This is a genomic window from Peptoniphilus pacaensis, from assembly GCF_900088125.1.
GTDB classification, from domain to species: Bacteria; Bacillota; Clostridia; order Tissierellales; family Peptoniphilaceae; genus Aedoeadaptatus; species Aedoeadaptatus pacaensis.
Genome location: NZ_FLQT01000003.1, coordinates 583,136 through 603,175, shown reverse-complemented (window position 1 = coordinate 603,175; position 20,040 = coordinate 583,136). Strand labels below are relative to the sequence as shown.

Here is a 20,040-nt window from a genome sequence, read left to right as displayed (position 1 = left end):
CCTTTGCACGAGGCAGAGGATGTTTTTTCTTGCGATTCTTTAGCAGGGTTTGACGACTTTGTATTGGATCATGAGCTCGCAGATGCGATACATATTGGTGACTTCGCCCACTTGCAGCTTTTCTTTCAGATCGTATTGACCCAGGCAGAGGCCGCAGGAGAGGACTTGTGTGCCCCGTTCTTCCAAAGCCTTTAAGTCGCCGATGACTTTTTCGTTGATGCTGGGTAGGGTGACGCCCATATTGTAGAAGACCACGTATTTCGGCGCCACGTCTTGTTCGGTGAGGGCGTAGATGAAGCCTTCAAGCAGGTTTTTGGAGAAGGTTTCGTCGCCGGTGCCCATGTGGTCGGATGAGATGGCGACGATGTATTCGCTGCTGTCTTCTTCAAACATAAGCTCGCATTGAGCGTCGCCGGTTTTTTTCAGATAGACTTCGTAATCGGTTTTGGAATTGGTTTTGACTTCGGCACTAAAGCCCAATTGCTTGCCCATTTTCGTCAGGTTTTCCGTGGCGATTTCGTTGTCCACCTTGACGGTGACTTCGTCGAGATTTTCTTCGCGAATGGCTTTCTTCGTTAAAATAACCGGTCTCGGACAGGCGAGACCCATGGCATCGATAATTTTCATTTCTATCACCTCACGTAAATTGCTTTGTCGCCGGGCTCGATCATTTCGCCGATGCAGGCGACGTCGATGCCGGCGGCTTTCATTTCTTCCGCCATCTTTGCTCCGTCTTTGGCTGCGACGCTGATCAAAAGGCCGCCGGAGGTTTGGGGGTCGTAGAGAACTTCTTCCAAGGCGAAGTCGTCGATTTCAAAGGCGATTTTGTCGCCGTAGGCTTTGCGATTGCGTTGGCCGCCGGCGGTGAAGAGGAAGCCTTCAGCGGCTTCTTTGGCGCCGGGGAGTATGTTCAACTGATCGGACAGGACGACGGCGCTTGTGCCTTCCGCCATTTCGCACAGGTGGCCCAAGAGGCCGAAGCCCGTGACGTCGGTGAGGGCGTGGACATCGTATTTTCTCAGGACTTCGTAGGCGCCTTTGTTGAGGCGGCACATGGAATCCACGGCGCGTTGGTAATCTTCTTCGGACACTTCGTCTACTTGGTAGCCGCTCATTAACAGGGACACGCCCAGGGGTTTGGTCAAATACAGGGCGTCGCCGACTTCAGGGGTGTTGTTGCGCAGCACTTCTGAGAGTTTCAATTTGCCGATGACGCTGAGGCCGTATTTAATCTTCGGGTCGTGAATGGAGTGGCCGCCGGTCAATGTGGCGCCCGCTTCCTCACAAACTTCGGCGCCCCCTTGCAGGATGGCGTCTAAAATGTCCATGTCTTCTTCTTCGGGGAAGGCCACGATGTTCATGGCGCTCACCGGTTCCGCGCCCATGGCGTAGAGATCACTCAGGGCGTTGGCTGCGGCGATTCTACCGAAGGCGTAGGCGTCTTCCACCATAGGCGGGAAGAAGTCCACAGAGGTGACCACGGCCAAGTCGTCGGAGACTTGGATAATGGCACCGTCTTCGTTGCCCTCAAAGCCCGCGAGAATATCGTCTCGCTTGTGAATAGGTAATTTCTTCAAAATTTTCGTCAGGTCGCCGGCGCCGATTTTGGCGTTGCAACCTCCACATACGTCTAGATGCATAGTATCCCTCCATAATTGAATTATAACATAGGAAAGCACAAGGGATTACGTCGGTTCCATAGAATTACGCCATGAAACGCGCGGGCTATAGATTTTTTGAATAGGACCGGAATTGTTTCTATGGAATAAACGTGCTACACTGATCCCATAAAGGCATCAGGCCATTTTTGCGGTCGCCTCGACGTAAGACAGGAGTTTCCCTGACACGTCGATCCCCGTGGCTTCCTGAAAGCCCAGGTAGCTCATATTGGAGTTGATTTCCACCAGGAGAGGGCCCTTTTCGGACTCGATGAGGTCGATGCCGGAAAAATCGAGTTTCGCCTTTTTGTGGGCGGCGAGGGCGATGGCTTTTTCTTCCTCGCTAAGCTCGATGGGCCGTGCCACGGATCCCGCGGCGATATTGGCGCGGAAGTCGTGCTCGTTTCTGCGCTCGATGGCGCCGACGATTTCACCGCCGATGACGAGCACCCGCTTGTCCACGCCGGCGGACTCGGCGATAAAGGGCTGAAAGAGAAAATCATCCCCGGCCATGGTCTCGGCGATGGCCTGCGCCTCGCTGCGATTTTTCGCCAGATGCACCTGCTCGCCGAAGGAGCCTTTGGCGGCTTTGATCACCATGGGATAGCCGAAGCGTGTTTCTACATAGGCGAGGAAATCTTCCTTCAACGCTTCCTTTCGGTAGTGGAAGGGGGCGGGCACCGTGTCCACCATGGGGAGGGAAGGCGCCAAGGCGGTGTAGGTGGAAATTTTATCGTCGGCCAAGGCGATGGCATCCGCCGAATTAAAGACGGGGCGGTTTTTTTCCAGGGCCCGCGCCAGGCGAATGTCTTTGTCGAAAAACAAATAGGCGTCGGGGGCGGGATCTTTTTTTAAATCCCGGGCGAGGATGGTGCCCTCATCCGCCTCCAAAATATAGTCCGTGTGGGGCTTGGCGAGGACGCCTGTGCCTTTATTGATTAAATCCTGCACCACCTTGTGGATGGCGAAGGAGAAGTAACCGTGGTAAATAATGTGAATCATAGAACCTCCGGAGGTATTATGTCTATCGAATTGTTGCGAAAAGAAATCGACGTCGTGGACGATCAGTTGGTGGCCCTTCTAAAGGCCCGCTTCGATCTGTCTCGCGCCATCGGCGAGGAGAAAAAGAAATTGAACCGCCCTGTCTACGATGCCGCGCGGGAGGCGACACTCCTTTTGCGGCTGGAAGAGGCGGCGGCGCCTTACGGCGGTGAAGTGCGTGTTCTCTATGAAAGAATCATGGAACTTTCGCGAAAGCTTCAGGCCTAAGGCTTCCCCTTGATTATAACCGATTTCACCTGTGATATAATCAAAGTAGGAGGCGATCCCATGAAAATTTTAATTACTGAAGACGAAGCGGCTATTGCCGAAATTATCGCATACAATTTATCCAACGAAGGTTACGAAACCGCCACGGCCAAAGACGGGGTGGAGTGTCTGGAAACATTCGACAGCTGGGCGCCGGATCTGGTGCTTTTGGATGTGATGATGCCGCGCATGGACGGTTTTGAAGCCTTGCGGGAAATTCGCAAGAAGAGCCGGGTGCCGGTGATTATGCTTACGGCGAAAGATGCCGAAGGCGATCGCATTCGCGGCTTGGAGCTGGGCGCCGACGATTACGTGGTGAAGCCTTTCAGCATGGGGGAATTGATCGCCCGTGTGAAGGCGAACTTCCGCCGCCAGGATTTCGAAAACGAAGGCTATCTCCCCGACGAGGTCATCGAGGAAGCGGATCTGAACATCGATCCCGTGAAGTACGAAGTGACCAAGCGGGGCAAGGTGGTGGATCTGACGCTGCGGGAGTTTGAGCTGTTGAAGTACTTAGCTCAGTCGCCGGGCACGGTGTTCAGCCGGGAGACTCTCTTGGAAGAGGTCTGGGGCTACGAATACTACGGCGACATTCGCACCGTGGACGTGACGGTGCGCCGTTTGAGAGAAAAGATCGAAGATGCCGGCGAAGATTTTCGCTATATTTTAACGAAGCGAGGAGTGGGCTATTACTTTGGAGGATAAGTATTATTCCAGCATCAAGTGGCGTTTTATCTTCATCTACGTCCTTCTCGTCTTGGTGGTCATGGCCATTATCGGGGCTTTTATCGTCAACCGCCTGGAAGATGCCCAGCTGGAGAAGGTGCAGACGGATATGGAGCAGACACTAAGCTCCATCGCCAATTCATCGCCTTATTTAACGGAGACGCCTTGGGACGAAGTCCACGGCCGCATTCAAAACACCTTGAATGCCTGGCGCATCGGAAGCGACGAGGCCATTTACGTCATCGGCCCCGGGGAGGTGCCGAAGGTCATCGCCACCACCAACAATTCCGGGGAGCTGGCGGTGGGACAAAACGCCCTGGGGGAATCGGAGCTTTCGCCGAAGCTGATCTTGGACGGCTTTCGCGGCGAAGGCTCCTCCATCATTCGTGAAGATGCCAAGACAAAAGTACGCTACGCCCATTACACCATGCCCGTCTTTGCAAAAGACGGCAACGTCATGGGCTTATTTTACATGGTCGCCGATCTAAGCAGCCTTTACGGCGTGGTAGGCGACGCCCGGGTCATTATGACCTACGCCATGGTGGTGGCCATGGGCATTACCACCCTGCTCGCCTATGTTTTGGCCCGCTCCATTACCCTGCCCATTCGGGACGTGACCCGGCAGGCGCGGGAAATGGCCGAGGGCAATTTCAATCAAAAGGTAGAGGTCAAGAGCAACGACGAAATCGGCCGGCTGGGGAGCATGTTTAATTACCTCACCGACGAATTGGAAGAGACCATCTCCCGCATGGACTCCGAGCGGTCTAAGCTGGACACCATGTTCCACTACATGTCCGAGGGGATTATCGCCGTGGACTCCATGGGCAAGCTGATCCACGTGAATCCCGTGGCCCGGGAGATTTTGGATCTGGCCGACGATGCCGTGGGCGGCTCCTTCGACGTGAAGCGGCTGAACATTGCCAAGCTCAATTACTTTGAGGTGGGCTCATTGACCGGGCTCAGTCAGGTGGAAATCAAAAACAAATACTACAATATTCGCTACGCCCCCTACAAGGGCGAGAGCAATCGGCCCCAGGGGATTATCGCCGTGCTCCAGGATATTACGGAAGAGCACAATTTGGACGTGCTGAGAAAAGATTTCGTCGCCAATGTGGGCCACGAGCTCAAGACCCCCATTACCACCATTAAATCCTATACGGAGACTTTGATGAAGGCGTCCTTAAATCGGGAGGCTCAGCTGCGCTTTTTGAGCATTATCGACCGGGAGAGCGACCGCATGACCCACTTGGTCACCGACCTCTTGCAGCTGTCTAATATGGATGCGAAAAGGACCAATTGGGAGCCCGTGTCCATGGACGCTTACGAAGTGGTGACGGCGATTTTGGAATCCTTGCAGCCCATGATCAAGGAGCGGCACCACAAGGTGTATCTGGACATTCCCGTGGACATACGTCCCTTTTTGGCGGACAAGCACGGGGCGTACCAGGTCATTACCAATATTTTGACCAATGCCTTTAAGTACACCACCTACGCGGGAAAAATCGAAATCATCGGAAGGAATTTCGGCTCCCGGGTGCACATTCAGATCAAGGACAACGGCATCGGCATTTCCCGCCGGGATTTGGACCGGATCTTCGAACGCTTTTACCGCGTGGAAAAGGGGCGTAGCCGCGCCATGGGCGGCAGCGGCCTGGGCCTTTCCATCGCCAAGGATATTATGGAAAACATGGGCGGCAGGATCCGCATTAAGAGCGAGCTCAATGTGGGCACCGAAGTGCTCTTGAGTTTTCCCATGGATCAGGAGGAAGCATGAAAGCGCGTATAAAATCCATCGCCATCGCCGTGCTCCTCTTCCTCACCCTGGGCCTCGCCCAACAGATCTGGCTGGCGCCGCCGCCCACGGGTAATAAATTGATTCCCGTCACGGATCCGAAGCTTACCGACGCCGTGGCGGGGCGCATGATGCCCGCGGCCATGGTGGTGAATTTCGGCGGCGGCGTGCACACGAAGACGGTGCAGCTGAAAAACCTGTGGCCCTTTTATCGCAATGTCCTGAAGCAGACCTTCGTTGGCAAAGACGATTTTCAGTGGGAAAAAATGGCCTACAAGGACTATTTAAAATGCCACGACACGCCCTCCGTGGTCTTTGAAGTGGCGAAGGGCACCTATTCCGATCTCTTTAAAAATGTCTACCACTTGGATTCCCTCCCCGGGGACATTTTGGCCATTTACTTTTCCGAATCGGAAGGGATCATCTTCGAGACGGAAGAGGGCGTCATGAAGCCCGACTTCGCCGTGAACCTGTCGGACATTACGAAATACATTCGCTCCCTGGAAAAGGAAGACAATCCATCCTACAGCTCCCTATGGGAGCGCTACGGCATTCAGCGGGCGCTGTATCTTTCCGACGAAAAGCCCGTCTTCGAAGGGGACGTCATCTACAAAAATGACCTGGCCCATATGGAAAGCGCCTATAAAAACGACCTCCTGCGCCGCCTCTTGAAGGCGAGCATCGACGATATGCACGAAATCGACGAAGAGGACTCCACCCTTTACGTCAACGGCCAGCGCACGGTGCGCCTCTACAAAAACGGCATGTTGGATTACAAAGACCAGACCGAGGTGGGGAAGGAAGTCATGGACCCGGCCGGTGCCGTGGAGCGGGCCTTTGAATTCGTGGCGAAAAACACCGGCAATATCGACGACATGTATCTGGAAAAGCTGGAATCCGTCACATCGGGCGGCGTTCGCGGCTATCGCGTGGTCATGAACCATTCGGAAAAGGGGTTGCCCGTTTTGCCTATGCGGGAGGAAAAGGGCGACTACATCGTGGTGGAGCTCTTTAACAATCAGGTGAAGCGCATGACCTATCTCTACAGAAACAAGGCGGAGGACCGAGGCGAAAACGACAAGGTGGAAGGCATGGCCTTTGCCGACGTGGTGGCCATGCATCCGGAAATATTCGGCGCCAAGACCGAGGGCTACGACCAATTGCTAAAGCCCCTACGCCGCGTAAGCCTCTGCTACCTGGACCGGGCGGGGGAAGAGACGGCGGCCCTTTTGCCGGGCTACTACGTCCTCTACGGCGACGAGCTCTACTTTTTCGACGCCCTCACCGGGCAGTTGATAGGCGGTGATCCATCGTGAATTGGGAAAAAGCAAAGACCGTTCTTATCGTCGCCCTTTTAATCACCGACGCCTTTCTCGCCGGCATCCTCTACATGGACCGCAGGCGGGTGGAGCCGTTGGAAAACGCCCCGGCCTTTCACCGGGAGACCAAGGAGATGTTGGCCGATGCCGGGATCAAGGTGGAAGCCGAGATCCCCGAAGACGGGGACACCCTGCCTGTGCTGGACGTGGCCTTTGAAACACAGACGCCGGAAGAATTAAACGAGCGCTTCTTTCACGGCAAAGGCAAACCGGACGACCGAGGCGACGACGAAATCATCATCACCACGCCGCGGGCCAAATTAAAAGTGCTGGACAATCGCCGCTTTATTTACGAAGCCGACGGCACCTCCAACGCCTTTTTGGAAAAAGACGAGGCGGAGAAGTCGGCCCTGGCCTTTTTAAAGGAGCGAGGCTTCGCCACCGACGACATGCACCTCTACTACAGCGAGACCGCGGGCAATCGGCGCCGACTGATCTTTACGAAGACCTACAAGAAAAACTACGTGGAGTCGGCCTACACGGAAGTGAAAATGGTCGGCGACAAAGTCGTTTACATGGACCGCATGTGGATCGACGTCTTGGAAGAAACCCGGGAGCGTGAGGCGCTTCCTATGGCCACCCAATCCCTCCTACGGCTTCTGTCCCACAAAAGCCTAAAGGGCAGAACCATAAAAAAAATCGACCCCTGTTACTACTTCAATCCCAAAGAGCAAGGCGCCGTGGAAAACCTCACCCACGGCACCCGGGGCTATGCCACCGTGGCATGGCGCATGGAATTGGACGGCGGGGAAGAGCTGGTTCTCCTCCATTAAAAAAATCACCCGAAGGTATTTTCTGCCTTCGGGTTTTTTGTCGAAAAAAATCATAAAAAAATCAAAAAAGTTCTTCATCTCATCCTTTTGGGCGATGTGGAAGGGATCCGCCGGTGGTAATCTATAGTCAAGAAAAATCTCTATCCAATAGAAGGAGGATGACTATGAGAAAGAAACTATTATGGATCGCCCTGGCACTGATGATGCTCGTGGCCCTTCCCGCCTGTAACAAAAAATCCGACACGGAGCTGGCGAAGGAAGCCGCCGAAGGCTTTATGACCGCCTTCAGCGAAATGAAAATTGAGGATGCGCAAAAATACGTCTTGGACAAGGACAAAGAGTTTTTAAAAGACGACGAATTCGTGAAGGATATGGACAAGCCGGAAAATAAGTTCTTCATCGACATTTTGAAGAGCGCTAAGTTCGAGTTTAAATCCGGCGAAATCAAAGACGGCGCCGAGGAAGGCACACTGGTCTACACCATTACCTCGAAAAACATCATGAGCATCATATCGCAATCCATGGACGACATACTGGCAGGCAAGTCCGAAGAAGAAATCATGGCCGGCGTCGACGTGGAAAAAATGGAAGACCAAACGAAAGACGTGGAAATCGCCGTGAAGAAAGAGGGAGACAGCTGGAAGGTAGCCGAACCCGAAAATATTATGATGGAACTGGTCGGCCTCGGTGACTTCGACGGTCTTATGGAAGATATGGGCGGCGAAGCTACGAACACCGAAAATACGAACACCGAAAATACGAACACCGAAAATACGGCCAACGAAAATACGGGTAACTAAGCTACGGGCGAAGAAGAGTAATCAGCTCTCCTATATAAGAAAACCGAGGCATGTCCTCGGTTTTTTTGTGTGCAATGAAAAAGCCCCCGCAGGGGCTTTAATTTATCGGGAATATTTTTCCGCCACTTCGCGGACGAAGGCCAGTCGATTTAAGTCGATGTCCGCGGGTACGGCGCAGTCGGCGCCGATGATCAGACCGCGTTTGCCGGTCTTTTCGATAAGGTCTTTGACGAAGGCTTCCACTTCTTCGTCGGTGCCGTCTTCCAACACGGTGTGGGGCTTGTAGTCGAACCCGCCGATGACGGCGGCGTTAAAGAGGTCCTTGCCTTCTTTCAATGAGAAGTTGTCGGTGTGAACGGCCCAGTTATAAGCCTTGGCCTTGTATTTTTTGTAGAAGGGGATGTCGTTGTGGTAGCCGGCGATGCCGCAAATGTGGATGAGATTGTTGTCCCACAGCTCATTGGCTGCATCCAGTACCTGCAGATCCGAAGGAACCACGTATTTGTCGTGGAAGGCTTCGTCGGCCTTTTCGTTTTGAATGGTTTGCACGCTGTAGTAGATGCCGTCGATAGCCGTCTCTTCCTTCAAGGCTTCCATAAGGGCGATGGTGTCGTCGCCGATGATCTTTGCCGCGGCGGCCATGTCTTCCGGGTGATTCATAATCAAATCCTGGAAGGCGTCTACGTCGGAGAAGATGTATTCGATGTACATGCGCATGGATTGCATGGGGGCGAAAATATTGTAAAAGACCATGACCTCGCCTTCCATGTATTCCATGGCTTTTTTCGTTAATGCCACCTGTTCACGAATCCAGGGATGGTCTTTGCCGATGGGTTTGATCTTCTTTAAATCTTCCACGGTGCGAATGTCGTTTTCCACGACGCTGGGGTGGGAGAAGTAGCCGTCGGTCATGAGCTTCACGAAATCCGGCTTGAGTATGTCGTAGGTTTCCTTTTGCTTCTTTACCACCGTGTCGAAAATCGAGGGATCTTGAAGGCCGGCGGAGTGTTTGTCCTTGGGCACGAAATGCCACCAAAAACCGATGGGGACGCGAGGGGCATCTTCCATATTCAATACTTTTTGAACCAATGCACGTTTGTCTTCTGCCATAGAAACCTCCTTATGTTGTGTTAAGTAATTATCGTTCTAAGGCTATTATACGCAGAAAAGGAGGGGACGAGGATTGTGTTTTTCCATGGAAGATTTCTTCAATCGACAAAAGCAATAAAAGAGCCCCCGGGCGGGGGCATCAGTCGTTTTGCCTTTGGGGCTCGTAGTGGGGATAGTATTTCCGCGTGGAGAATCGGCGGCGCATGTAGTCCAGCCAGCGGGGCAGGGAGCGGTCTTTCTCGTACCACTGGGTGAAGGTGAAGCCTTCCCTCAGTGATTTTTCGATTAAGTCCTTGTCTTGCGCACTTCCGTATTTTCTCAGTACGGCGGGATCCACAAAGAGCCACAGGCCCCGCTCGTCGTGGTAGTGGCAGGGCGTTGATTCGCCGACAATCAAATCCTGCACAGGATAGGTCATGAAATTGCAGCCGCCGGCGGTCATGTAATAGGACGAGCGGCCCTGGCGAATGTTGATTTCGAAGACCTTGTAGGTTTTATCCCGCACGTCGTATTTCAAATCGAAATTGGCGAAGCCCCGGTAGTCCATGGCCTTTAAAAAAGCCTCGTATTGATGGTAAAGGGCCTGATCTCCCATGGTCAAAAGGGCGTTGTAATTGCCGATCTCATAGGGCAGGCATTCGTCCAAAAGGCACTTGCCCAAGCACATCATGGTCACCTCGCCGCGGGTGTCCACATAGGCGTTGAGGACGTACATGGCGGAGGAGTTGCCGGGAATAAAGTCCTGGGCGATGAGATCCCCCTTGTAGCCGGCGGCGTAAATGTCGTCCACCACGCGGGCGAGCTCCTCGGCGTCTTCGATCTTGTAAAACTTCTTCTTGCCCTCGAAGTGCAGATGCACGAAGGCGATGCTGTCGTTGGCCTTGAGGCCCACGGGATAGGTGAGGCCCAGGTCCGGGTCGTGCTTGTTTTCTTCGGTAATAATCACGGTCTTGGGATAATCCAGGCCGTACTCCTCGCAAATGGCGTAGAAGTCCTCTTTGTTTTCCAGCTTTTGTTGCAGCTCGTAGTCGATGTAATTAAAGCGGAAGCGGTCTTTGAGCTCCTCCTTGTGCTTGGAGATCAGGGCGGTGTAGCCGTCGGAGCAGGAGGTGAGGAGCAGGGGCAGATTTCGATCCTTGAAGCGATCGTAAATGGCGTTCATCACCGGCATAAAGCCCGCCTCCGTGTCGAAGCCGTCGTGAATTTCCACATCCACGATTTTCGATTTTCGCGTAAAGCGCAGGGGCTTCACCCCGTAGGCGTAGGAATGTACGCCGTAGGCCTCGTGAAGGGAGCGGGCCACGCCGTAGGCATTGTTGTCCGTGCCTAAAACAATTGAAATAAAATCCATTATACCCTCTTTCTGCCGCAGCGGGCGATGATCACATCGCCCAGGACTTGGGTGGTGTCCACCACCTTGTCGTGGTCGATGCCGATGGTGGAAAGCTCCGTACAGGCGAGAATCACCACGGCGTCTTTCGTGTACTTGTCGATAAGCGCGTCCATGACGGGGAAGCGGGTCTTGCCCAATTCCTTTACGTCGTAAATCACCCGGCTGATGGCGGCCTGCTCGTCGGCGTCGGGATAGACGACGGTGAGATCGTGGGCCTCGGCGAAGCGGTCGTAAGACTTGGCGGCGCGGGTGCCTTCCGTGGCAAAGACCGCCACCTTGTCGGCGCCCATAGACTTGCAGCGAGCCAGGGTCTCGTCGATCATATTGATAATCTCCCCGTCGGCCATGGCTTCCATGGCTTCAAAAAAGTAGTGGCCCGTGTTGCAGGGAAAGGCGATGAGCGGCACCTTGAGCATATTCAGAATCTCGTAATCGCCCTTCACGGCGTCGAGAAAATCCTTATCCTCCCCGTGGAGAATGACCTCCGTGCGGTCGGGCAGCGTGGCGTGATTTAGAATCAAAGCGTTAATGTGGTCTTGGTCTTTATGGGCGGCGGTGTGGCGGACGATGTAGTCGAAGAGAACGGAAGTGGCCAAAGGCCCCATGCCGCCGACGATGCCTAATTCGTAATTCATAGTGTCAGATCCTTTATCGTATTTTCTTTATTGTACCATACTAGCCGCTCCAATGGACGGCGAGGCGCGGCGCCGGGGGAAAGGGAAGTGTCATAGAAAAAGGAAATAGAAAAGTACTTGTATCGGCATATCCACTAATTGTTGAAAACCTTCTTATATATATATATAGTAGAACGCTTTTATTTTAAGTGAAAGGAGAATCAATGATGAAACGAAAGCCATTGATCTACTTGTTGTCACTGCTTATGATTCTGACTTGCTTGCCCTTGAACTTGGTTCATGCCAATTCAAAATTGGACGTCTTGCAAGAAAAGAAGATTGTCGTAGGTAGAGACGGCGGTGATCTGCAACTGGATGCCACCCTCACTCGGGCGGAAGCCATGAAACTTATCGTTCACGGTTCCGACCTGGAAGGAAAGATGAAAGAGATCAATTGGGCATCTCAAAGCTTTAAGGACGTGCCCAAGAGCCACTGGGCCCACGATTACATCGAATTTCTGAGAGCCGCCGGCGTGGCCGTGGGCATGCCCGATGGAAATTTCTATCCGGATAAACCGGTCACCAATCAGGAAATGATCGCCTTTATCGTGCGCCTGGACAAAGGTTATAAGGAAGGCGCTCCCATTAACGGAAAGGATTGGGCCAAGCCCTATTTGGAATACGCCGCGGCAAAAGGCATGCTGTCCGGTGTAGAGATCAAAGACTTTAACGCCCCGGCCGTCCGTCGAGATATTTTCGACATCGTCTACAACGGTCTGCCCATGCTGGAAGAAAACAATCGCCTGCGGGATAAAGTCGCAGGCAAGGATAACAGCACCTGGCTTCCCTCTTACACGGGCAATACCGGCAATTCCAACGGCGGCAGCAAGCCCGCGCCGGATCCGAAACCGAATCCCGATCCGAAACCGAATCCCGACCCGAAACCCGATCCCGGCAAAAACGACACACCGGAAATGAAAGACGCCCGCCGCATCTTAGGCGAATTCATCGACAAGGCCAAGAGCCGCCTGGCAGGCCTGAGCCCCAGCAACGAAACGGATTCCAAGAAGATCGAAGAAGGGGAAGTCGTAGCCAAACAGGCGGACATCGACGCATTGAATGCACAAATCAAAGTCGCCGAAGCGGAATTCAACAATCCCGAGGCCACACTGGAATCCCTTCAAAAGGAAAAAGCCGATTTGGAACAAGCCACCATCGACTTTAAAACCGTGGAAGGCGAAAAACCTGCCGCCGTCGATCCCTATGTGAAGGAAGACTTCGTCGTCGAAGGCAAGGCCATTAAGGGCTTGACGGATCAAGGCAAGGCCAAACTCGAAAAGAACAAAAACAATCTCGTCATTCCCGCCATTGACGGCGTGGATGAAATCGCGGACAACGCCTTTGCCAATCAACCGATTAAGGTCCTGACCATCGACGGATCCATTAAGTCCGTTGGCGTCAACGCCTTCCTCAAATGCGGCATCGCCAAATTAAATTTGAAGGACGGCATTGAACACATCAAGGCCCGCGCATTTTCCTTTAACAACATGACAAGCCTGACCATCCCGGGCACACTGAATGATATTGAGCCCAGTGCATTTGCCAAAAGTAACATCGTAAATTTAACCATTGAAGAAGGCGTGACCTTTATCGGCGACTCCGCCTTTTCAGAAAACGCCATTTCCAATGTAAAATTCCCCTCCACGCTGAAGGAAATCGACCTGGGCGCCTTTAAATCGAATTTGGTGAGAAACGTCGATTTCCCCGACGGATTAGAAACTATTGCGCCGAAGATTTTCTGCCGCAACAAGATCACGGAAGTTACCGTGCCCAATTCCCTCAAGGTATTCTGCGGAAACTCCTTCCGCTTTAACCCGGGTTTTGAAGGGGACACCATCTTTAAGATTTATCTGAAGGATCCCGTGAATATCACGTCCCTTGACGGGAAGTCCGTGGAAGAAAAATTAAGCGAAGTCGTTCAATTACGTCCCTATATCTTCAAGGGCCAAATCAAAGATGAAAAGACGGCCCTGGGCATCGACAGCTGGGAACTCCTGGACAGAGAAGGCGATATTTCCACCTACAGTGCGAAATTCGAACAAATTTCCGACGAAAAGCTGAACAGCCTCTTAGGTCCCAACAAAACAGACGGCACCTCCAACGAAACCGTACAGGAAAATCTGAAGAAGATTCGCCTCATCGTCAAGGTAAAAATTGCCAAAGATACGCTGGGCGTCTGGGACAAAGAAGACTTTGTCGTGGAAGGCAACAAAATTACCGGCTTCAGCGACCAAGGCAAGGAACGGGTCGCAACGGATAAGAATCTGGTCATCCCCGTTATGGACGGCGTAGATACCATTGCCAAAACCGCATTTAAAAACCCCACCCGAGCCCCGAAATATGATTTGGCATCGGTGGAAATTCCCAAGAATATCAAGACCATCGAACTGGGAGCTTTTGCAGGAAATCCCTTGGAAAAAGTGCGCTTCAACGAAGGCCTGGAAACCATCGACAAACAAGCCTTCCTGGCCCACCATATTAAAGAACTGCAATTCCCCGATTCTCTGAAGTCCGTCGGCGATATGGCCTTTTATGCTGACAGGAAGATGCCCTCATTGGAAAGTGTCACCTTCGGGAAAAACCTCGAATCCATCGGGCGCAATGCCTTTATGAACGGGAAGCTGACGGAGCTCGTATGTAACGAAAATCTGAAGAAAATCGACGTCAATGCTTTTTCGGGCAATGAACTGACATCGGTAAAATTCAACAAAGCCTTGGAAGAAGTGGCATGCTCCGCCTTTGGAAGCAATCAATTGACCAAGGTGAATTTGCCCTTCGGCTTGAAAAAGATCTGCGAAAGCGCCTTTAGCGGCAACAGTGGCATCGAAGTCGTCCTCGGCAACCGCCTGGGCGTCAAAGGCTTAGAGCAGGATGCCGTTAAAGCCATGTTAAATGAAAAGATCACGACCCAAGTCGGCTACGGCAAAAACGGTGCCGGCTTGGCCAAGGCGGTTGATTGGGAAATCAACGGCGATACGGCGAAACCTGTATTTGCCGAAGAAGTACAAAGTCAACTTGCAGGGACCCCCTTTGTCGTGAAACTGGATGCCCTCTTCGACAGCGGCTCCGACCAAGACATCGACGACGACTACACCGGCGTGCCCTGGACGGCGGAAGACTTCGTCGTTGAAGGCGGCACCCTCACCGGCATTTCCGAAGAGGCGAAGAACAAACTCGCCACCAGCAACAGAGTGACCATTCCCTCCCATGATGCGGCAGGCAATCCCATTACGAAGGTTGCGCCGAACCTATTCGCAAGAAACGCCTCCGATCCGGACGACACTAAGATCAAAGAGTTGGTCATCGAAGACGGCATCGAAGTCATCGGAAACGCCGCCTTTAGAAACAATCTCATCGAAGAAGTGATCATCCCCGACAGCGTAAAGACCATTGAACCCGGTGCTTTTTCGAATTGCACACACTTAAAGAAAGTCACTTTATCCAAGAGTCTCACCGAAATTGCACCTTCCGTCTTTTACGGATGCCCCATTCAGGAATTGACCATTCCCGAAGGTGTGACCACCATCGGCATGCGCTCCTTCCAAAATGCGGACATTAGAAACCTGACCATTCCCGCGTCGGTTACCGAAATTAAGTCGAATGCATTTAGCGGCAATAAGAATCTTCAAGACCTGGTAATTCCGGGTACGGTCAAGAAAATCGGCAACAGTGCCTTCAATGCTTGCGGTCTGATCAATCTGACTTTGGAAGAAGGCATCGAAACCATCGATAAAAAAGCTTTCGCTTACAATAATATTGTGAAAGTCACCATTCCCGCATCGGTTACGAAATTAGCTGGCAACGCTTTTGAAAATAATATCGGCATCGAAATCACTAAAAACTAAGAGACTCCTTATGGGAAAAGATGAAAGCCACCTCACGGTGGCTTTTTTCTTTATCCTATTTTTTTGCATTATCGGTATCCCGCGCCATCAAGTGCCGCAAAAGGTTTTGTATCCGGGGATGGCCGGGGCGTTCCTCAGGGCCATTTGTTCCGGCGTGTGGGCGTAGGGCTCTTCCAAAAGCTCCATGAAGTGGAGCAGAAAGCTTTTGTCCCCGAGCTCCGCCTCTTGAATGGCCCGCTCTACCAGGTAATTGCGGGGGAAAATGGCGGGATTGTTTTCGCGGCGAATGGTATCGCCTTCGTCACCCGTGGCCGAAATAATTTTTTCGTAAAGGGCGGCGAAGTTATCAGACCAATCATCCCGCTCGTCGCCGTGGGTGAGGCGCAGGAAGGATTCGTTGTAGTCCAGCTTCTCCTCTAAAAGCAGATTGAGCCATTGATTGATCAGATCGCAGACGGCGTCACTCGCATCCTTAAAGCCCAATCGACGGGCCAAGAGACGGAAGTAGGTCGTGCGAAAGGCGTCGGCGTAGGCGGTCAAGGCGGCGTTTATTTTTTCTTCCTGCGCCTTTTCGTCGCCGAGGACGCCGCCCAGGGCCTCGCCCAATTTCGTGAGATTGTAGGTGCCGATCTGCGCCTGATTTTCGAAGCGGTAGCGGCCCAATTGGTCGATGGAGCTGAACACGGTCTTGGGATTGAAGGTATCCAAAAAGGCACAGGGGCCGTAGTCGATGGTTTCGCCGGAGATGGTCATATTGTCCGTGTTCATGACACCGTGGACGAAGCCCAGGGCCATCCACCGGGCGATAAGCTCCCCTTGTCGCGCCGCCACACGGGCGAGCCAGCGGGCTGCGCAGTCGTCGGCGCCGAGGAGATCCGGGTCGTGGCGCTTGATGGCGTAGTCCAAAAGCACGTTTATATCGCCGCCGGATGCGGCCAGCCACTCGAAGGTGCCCACCCGCAAATGGCTCTTGGCCACGCGGGTCAGGACGGCGCCTTCTTCCCTCTGGTTGCGAAAAACGGTCTGGCCCGTGGTGACCACGGCCAGGGCCCGGGTCGTGGGCACGCCTAAATGGGCCATGGCCTCGCTTAAAATATATTCGCGAAGCATGGGCCCCAGAGCCGCGCGCCCGTCGCCCATGCGGGAAAAGGGCGTCTGCCCCGCCCCTTTCAGCTGAATGTCAAACCGCTCCCCGGCGGGCGTGATCTGTTCGCCGAGAAGAATGGCCCGCCCGTCGCCTAAAATGGCCGGGTAGCCGAACTGATGGCCCATATAGGCCATGGCAATGGACGACGCCCCCTCGGGAAGGGCGTTGCCGCTTAAATAAGCCAGACCTTCCTCGGAGAAAAGAGCCTCGTCGTCGATGCCCAAATCACGCGCCAGCGTTCTATTCGTTATAAAAAATTCGGGATCCGCCACCGGCGTGGGCTCCACCTTGCGGTAAAAATGCCGGGGCAGTCCCTCGTAAGAATTGTCAAAATTAAACATAGTATCACCGGTAAATATATACCCAAAGGTGGAGAATTTACAGGATTGTGGTATAATAAGAAAATAGAGAAAAATTTTTTTAAAAATGAGGTAGAGCATGGTCGCTCATGTCGGTAAGGCAGAGTGGCCGGAAGGAACACAGGAGGTAGAGGAATGAAAGGAAGAAGAAAAAGACAGTTCACGATTTTAGCTGTGATGCTTTTCGCCTTTTTCATCGCTTTTTCGGGTAGCCCGAAGCACGCTTTTGCCGTGAGCCCCGGAGGAGAAAAGGCCATTACGCTTTTGAAAGAGGGAGAAGCAATTGGCGACTACAACACCATCAATCAAGTCATCGACAAAATGTACGACCTTACAAAAGACGGGTCGAAATATAATTTTGTCGTTCAGGTGAATAAGGACATTGAATTAACGGAATATAGTCAGTTTGGCTTTCCCTACGGCGAAGTCACCCTTACGAGCAAGGACCCGGCAAACCCGAGGACCATTAAAGCGAATAGCAAGGTTCATAATATGATGCTCGGTGTCGTCAACGGGGCGCATCTGACCGTAGAAGATATTATTATCGACGGGAACAACGCAAAGCGTCTGTTTTGGATGGAATCCACGGAAGCACTTCCCGCAAGTTTGACGATTAATAAGGGCGCCATATTGGAAAACGGCAAGGTGGAAGCGAGCGATCAGACCAGAATAGGCGGCGGGATTTATTGCCAAGGTGCCGGCGATTTGACCATTAACGGAGGCATTATAAGAAATAACGAGGCCATACAAGCTGGCGGTGCCATTGCTTATATCGGCAAGGGAATCTTGACAATTAACGGCGGAGAGATTACCGGCAACAAGGTTCCTACTGACTCAGGCTTTGGAGGAGCTATCGTTCTGCAAGGCAAAGGCTTAATTAAGGGCGGTAAAATATATAAAAACACCGCTTACGACGGCGGCGGTATCGCCACCGGAAAGAATACAAACTTGGAAATCACCGGCGGCGAAATCAGCGAAAACACCGCGTCCTATGCCGGCGGAGGAATTTATTGTTTCAAAAATTCTGTCGTTAAGCTTACCGGCGGCCAAGTATCTAAAAACAAAGGGAAATATGGCGGTGGCGTAACTGCGGCATTTAACAGTAATTTCATCATGGAAGGTAATGGCGTCATTTCAGAAAACGAAGCTTATACAGGCGGCGGCTTTTATCCTTGGGGGACAACTCCTTCCTGTGATTTAAAGTCCGGAATCATTGAAAAAAATAAAGCCAACTACGGCGGCGGCATCCGCCTCCGGTCGCCGAAGGCAAAAATCGGCGGCGTCGTTATTCAAGAGAATATCGCAAACTTTGGCGGCGGCATCTACTCCAGCTTGCCCGAGGGCGAAACCCTCACCATCGACGGCGTGAAGCTTTATAAAAATGAAGCCTTATCCGGCGGCGGTGTATGCCTTACTGACGAAACTGGCAGCTTGAACTTTAAAAATGCTGAATTTAAAGAGAATAAAGCTTATTACGGCGGCGGCATCTGGACGAGTAATACCATGACCATAGAAAAATCCACCTTTGATGGAAATGAAGCTATTAAGTCCGAACCATCCATCTTGCCCGACGGCAAACACGAAAACAACGGTCACGGCGGAGCCATCTATGTTAATACTGCTTTAGCCAAAGACGGCGTCGTCACCGTGGACGGTTGCACCTTTACCAAGAACAAGGCGGACAAATCCGGCGGCGCCATTTCCGTCGACGAAACCCACGGTCTGCTAAAGGTCATCAACAACACGGTCTTTGACGGCAACGAAGCTACGGGCGAACTGGGCCACGGCGGCGCTATCTACAGCAACCTTCACGCCTATATGCCTGAATACGACGACGGCACCACGGGGGGTCTGGTCCAACCGCCGACGGCGAAGGATTTCTACTACAATATCAACACCGATGCGACCACGGTTTTCAAAAACAACAAGGCTTTCCAAACCTTTACGCCGCCGAGCACAAAGGACGAATTTGTGAAGCTCTTGTATCAATCCACATCTCACCCGGGCACGAAATACGACCACCCCTTGAACAATGACGACGTGAATTTACTCGTGTTTAAGGAAGTCATCTTCCACAAGAATTATGAAACGGAAGACCCGATTCACGACGCATTCCTCGTATTGGAAAAGAGCAAATTAGAAGATTTTCCAACCGACCCTGTAAGGGAAGGCTATATTTTCAAGGGATGGAACACTCAAAAAGACGGCAAGGGGACGGAGTTTAAACCGGGTGCTGTCATTGAAGATGACATTACCGTTTACGCACAATGGGAAGCCGATCCGACAAAGCCCGATCCCAATAAGCCCGACAAGCCGACTCCGGGCGGCGGATTCTACTTTGTGCCCACGGACACGCCTCTCTTAAACCGAAAAGATCATGCCCAATACATGATCGGCTATCCGGATCAAAACTTTAAGCCCGACAATCACATGTCTCGCCAGGAAGTGACGGTCATGTTCTCCCGCTTATTAAACGAACGGCCGCAAAAGGGCATCATTTATAGTCGCGATTACAAAGACATCCCCGACGACCTCTGGTCCGTCACCGCCATCAGCTACATGAGCAAGCTGGGCATGGTGAAGGGCTATCCCGACGGCAACTTTATGCCTCGGGCCGCCATTACCCGGGCGGAATTTGCCGCTATGGCCACGCGCTTTGCCGACATTTCGGCGGGCAGCAAAACCTTCACCGACGTGAGCCAAGATCACTGGGCCTACGATGTGATTCAAAAGGCCGCCGAGGCCGGATGGATTTCCGGTTATCCCGACGGAAGCTTTAAGCCCGATCAACCCATTACCCGGGCGGAAGTGGTGGCCATCACCAATCGCATGCTCAATCGCTTTGCCGACGAGGCCTATGTGGACGCTCATCAAGACAAGATCCTGCAGTTTAAGGACATGAAGAAGGGCATGTGGTCTTACTATCCCGTCGTCGAAGCCACCAACGGCCACGGCTACGAGCGCAAGGCCAACGGAAAAGACGAAACCTGGTTCGAAGTTAACGGCACGAGCTTTGTCTACGACAAGTAAATTTATAAAAAGAGAAGCTACCGATGGATGTCGGTAGCTTTTTCTA

15 protein-coding genes are annotated in these 20,040 nt (G+C 52.5%); 8 read left to right on the top strand and 7 right to left on the bottom strand.

Going from position 1 to position 20,040, the window contains the following annotated elements; translation table 11 throughout:
• Positions 1-39: 39 nt before the first annotated feature.
• From yedF to BN7444_RS02900, 3 genes are all read right to left on the bottom strand, one after another.
• A complete protein-coding gene (yedF, locus tag BN7444_RS02910; RefSeq protein WP_068455511.1) occupies positions 40-627 on the bottom strand; it encodes a sulfurtransferase-like selenium metabolism protein YedF in 588 nt (195 codons plus the stop codon).
• Positions 628-632: 5 nt separating this feature from the next.
• Entirely contained in the window at positions 633-1,640 is a 1,008-nt protein-coding gene (gene selD / locus BN7444_RS02905) for a selenide, water dikinase SelD (RefSeq protein WP_068455509.1), read from the bottom strand.
• 156 nt (positions 1,641-1,796) lie between these two features.
• Entirely contained in the window at positions 1,797-2,660 is an 864-nt protein-coding gene (locus tag BN7444_RS02900) for an ATP-grasp domain-containing protein (RefSeq protein WP_068455506.1), read from the bottom strand.
• Between the two features lie 18 nt (positions 2,661-2,678).
• Between BN7444_RS02900 and BN7444_RS02895 the strand changes: the two genes are divergently transcribed.
• The 6 genes from BN7444_RS02895 (at position 2,679) to BN7444_RS02870 (ending at position 8,436) form a co-directional block, all read left to right on the top strand.
• The gene (locus tag BN7444_RS02895) at positions 2,679-2,927 is read left to right on the top strand and encodes a chorismate mutase (RefSeq protein ID WP_068455503.1); all 249 of its coding nucleotides are present in this window, start codon (positions 2,679-2,681) and stop codon (positions 2,925-2,927) included.
• A 60-nt stretch (positions 2,928-2,987) separates the two neighbouring features.
• Positions 2,988-3,671 carry a response regulator gene (locus tag BN7444_RS02890; protein ID WP_068455500.1) on the top strand — a complete coding sequence of 228 codons (684 nt, stop codon included), beginning with the start codon at positions 2,988-2,990 and terminating at the stop codon, positions 3,669-3,671.
• Positions 3,661-5,466 (top strand): ATP-binding protein, encoded by a 1,806-nt coding sequence (locus BN7444_RS02885; RefSeq protein ID WP_068455497.1) that lies wholly within the window; start codon positions 3,661-3,663, stop codon positions 5,464-5,466. The genes BN7444_RS02890 and BN7444_RS02885 overlap by 11 nt, the downstream gene beginning before the upstream one ends.
• On the top strand, positions 5,463-6,800 hold the full coding sequence (locus BN7444_RS02880; protein ID WP_068455494.1) for a hypothetical protein: 1,338 nt from the start codon (positions 5,463-5,465) through the stop codon (positions 6,798-6,800). Before BN7444_RS02885 ends, BN7444_RS02880 begins: the two co-directional genes overlap by 4 nt.
• Positions 6,797-7,636, top strand: a complete 840-nt coding sequence (yycI, locus tag BN7444_RS02875) for a two-component system regulatory protein YycI (protein WP_068455491.1) — start codon at positions 6,797-6,799, stop codon at positions 7,634-7,636. The genes BN7444_RS02880 and yycI overlap by 4 nt, the downstream gene beginning before the upstream one ends.
• Positions 7,637-7,800: 164 nt before the next feature.
• Positions 7,801-8,436, top strand: coding sequence for a hypothetical protein (locus BN7444_RS02870; protein ID WP_068455488.1), 636 nt, complete (start codon positions 7,801-7,803; stop codon positions 8,434-8,436).
• Between the two features lie 102 nt (positions 8,437-8,538).
• Here BN7444_RS02870 and BN7444_RS02865 read toward each other — a convergent pair whose 3' ends face one another.
• The 3 genes from BN7444_RS02865 to BN7444_RS02855 form a co-directional block, all read right to left on the bottom strand.
• Positions 8,539-9,546, bottom strand: a complete 1,008-nt coding sequence (locus tag BN7444_RS02865) for a uroporphyrinogen decarboxylase family protein (protein WP_068455484.1) — start codon at positions 9,544-9,546, stop codon at positions 8,539-8,541.
• Between the two features lie 139 nt (positions 9,547-9,685).
• Complete coding sequence (locus tag BN7444_RS02860; RefSeq protein ID WP_068455480.1) at positions 9,686-10,897, bottom strand: carboxylate--amine ligase; 1,212 nt, start codon at positions 10,895-10,897, stop codon at positions 9,686-9,688.
• Complete coding sequence (locus BN7444_RS02855; protein WP_068455477.1) at positions 10,897-11,574, bottom strand: aspartate/glutamate racemase family protein; 678 nt, start codon at positions 11,572-11,574, stop codon at positions 10,897-10,899. The genes BN7444_RS02860 and BN7444_RS02855 overlap by 1 nt, the downstream gene beginning before the upstream one ends.
• A 206-nt stretch (positions 11,575-11,780) precedes the next feature.
• Here BN7444_RS02855 and BN7444_RS02850 point away from each other — a divergent pair, with 206 nt between their 5' ends.
• Positions 11,781-15,458: a leucine-rich repeat protein gene (locus tag BN7444_RS02850; protein WP_167627195.1), complete on the top strand. Its 3,678-nt coding sequence runs from the start codon at positions 11,781-11,783 to the stop codon at positions 15,456-15,458.
• An 87-nt stretch (positions 15,459-15,545) separates the two neighbouring features.
• Here BN7444_RS02850 and BN7444_RS02845 read toward each other — a convergent pair whose 3' ends face one another.
• Positions 15,546-16,946 (bottom strand): protein adenylyltransferase SelO, encoded by a 1,401-nt coding sequence (locus tag BN7444_RS02845; protein WP_068455472.1) that lies wholly within the window; start codon positions 16,944-16,946, stop codon positions 15,546-15,548.
• Between the two features lie 153 nt (positions 16,947-17,099).
• On the opposite strand from BN7444_RS02845, the gene BN7444_RS02840 reads away from it, so the two are divergent.
• A complete protein-coding gene (locus BN7444_RS02840; RefSeq protein WP_068455469.1) occupies positions 17,100-19,994 on the top strand; it encodes an S-layer homology domain-containing protein in 2,895 nt (964 codons plus the stop codon).
• Positions 19,995-20,040 lie beyond the last annotated feature (46 nt).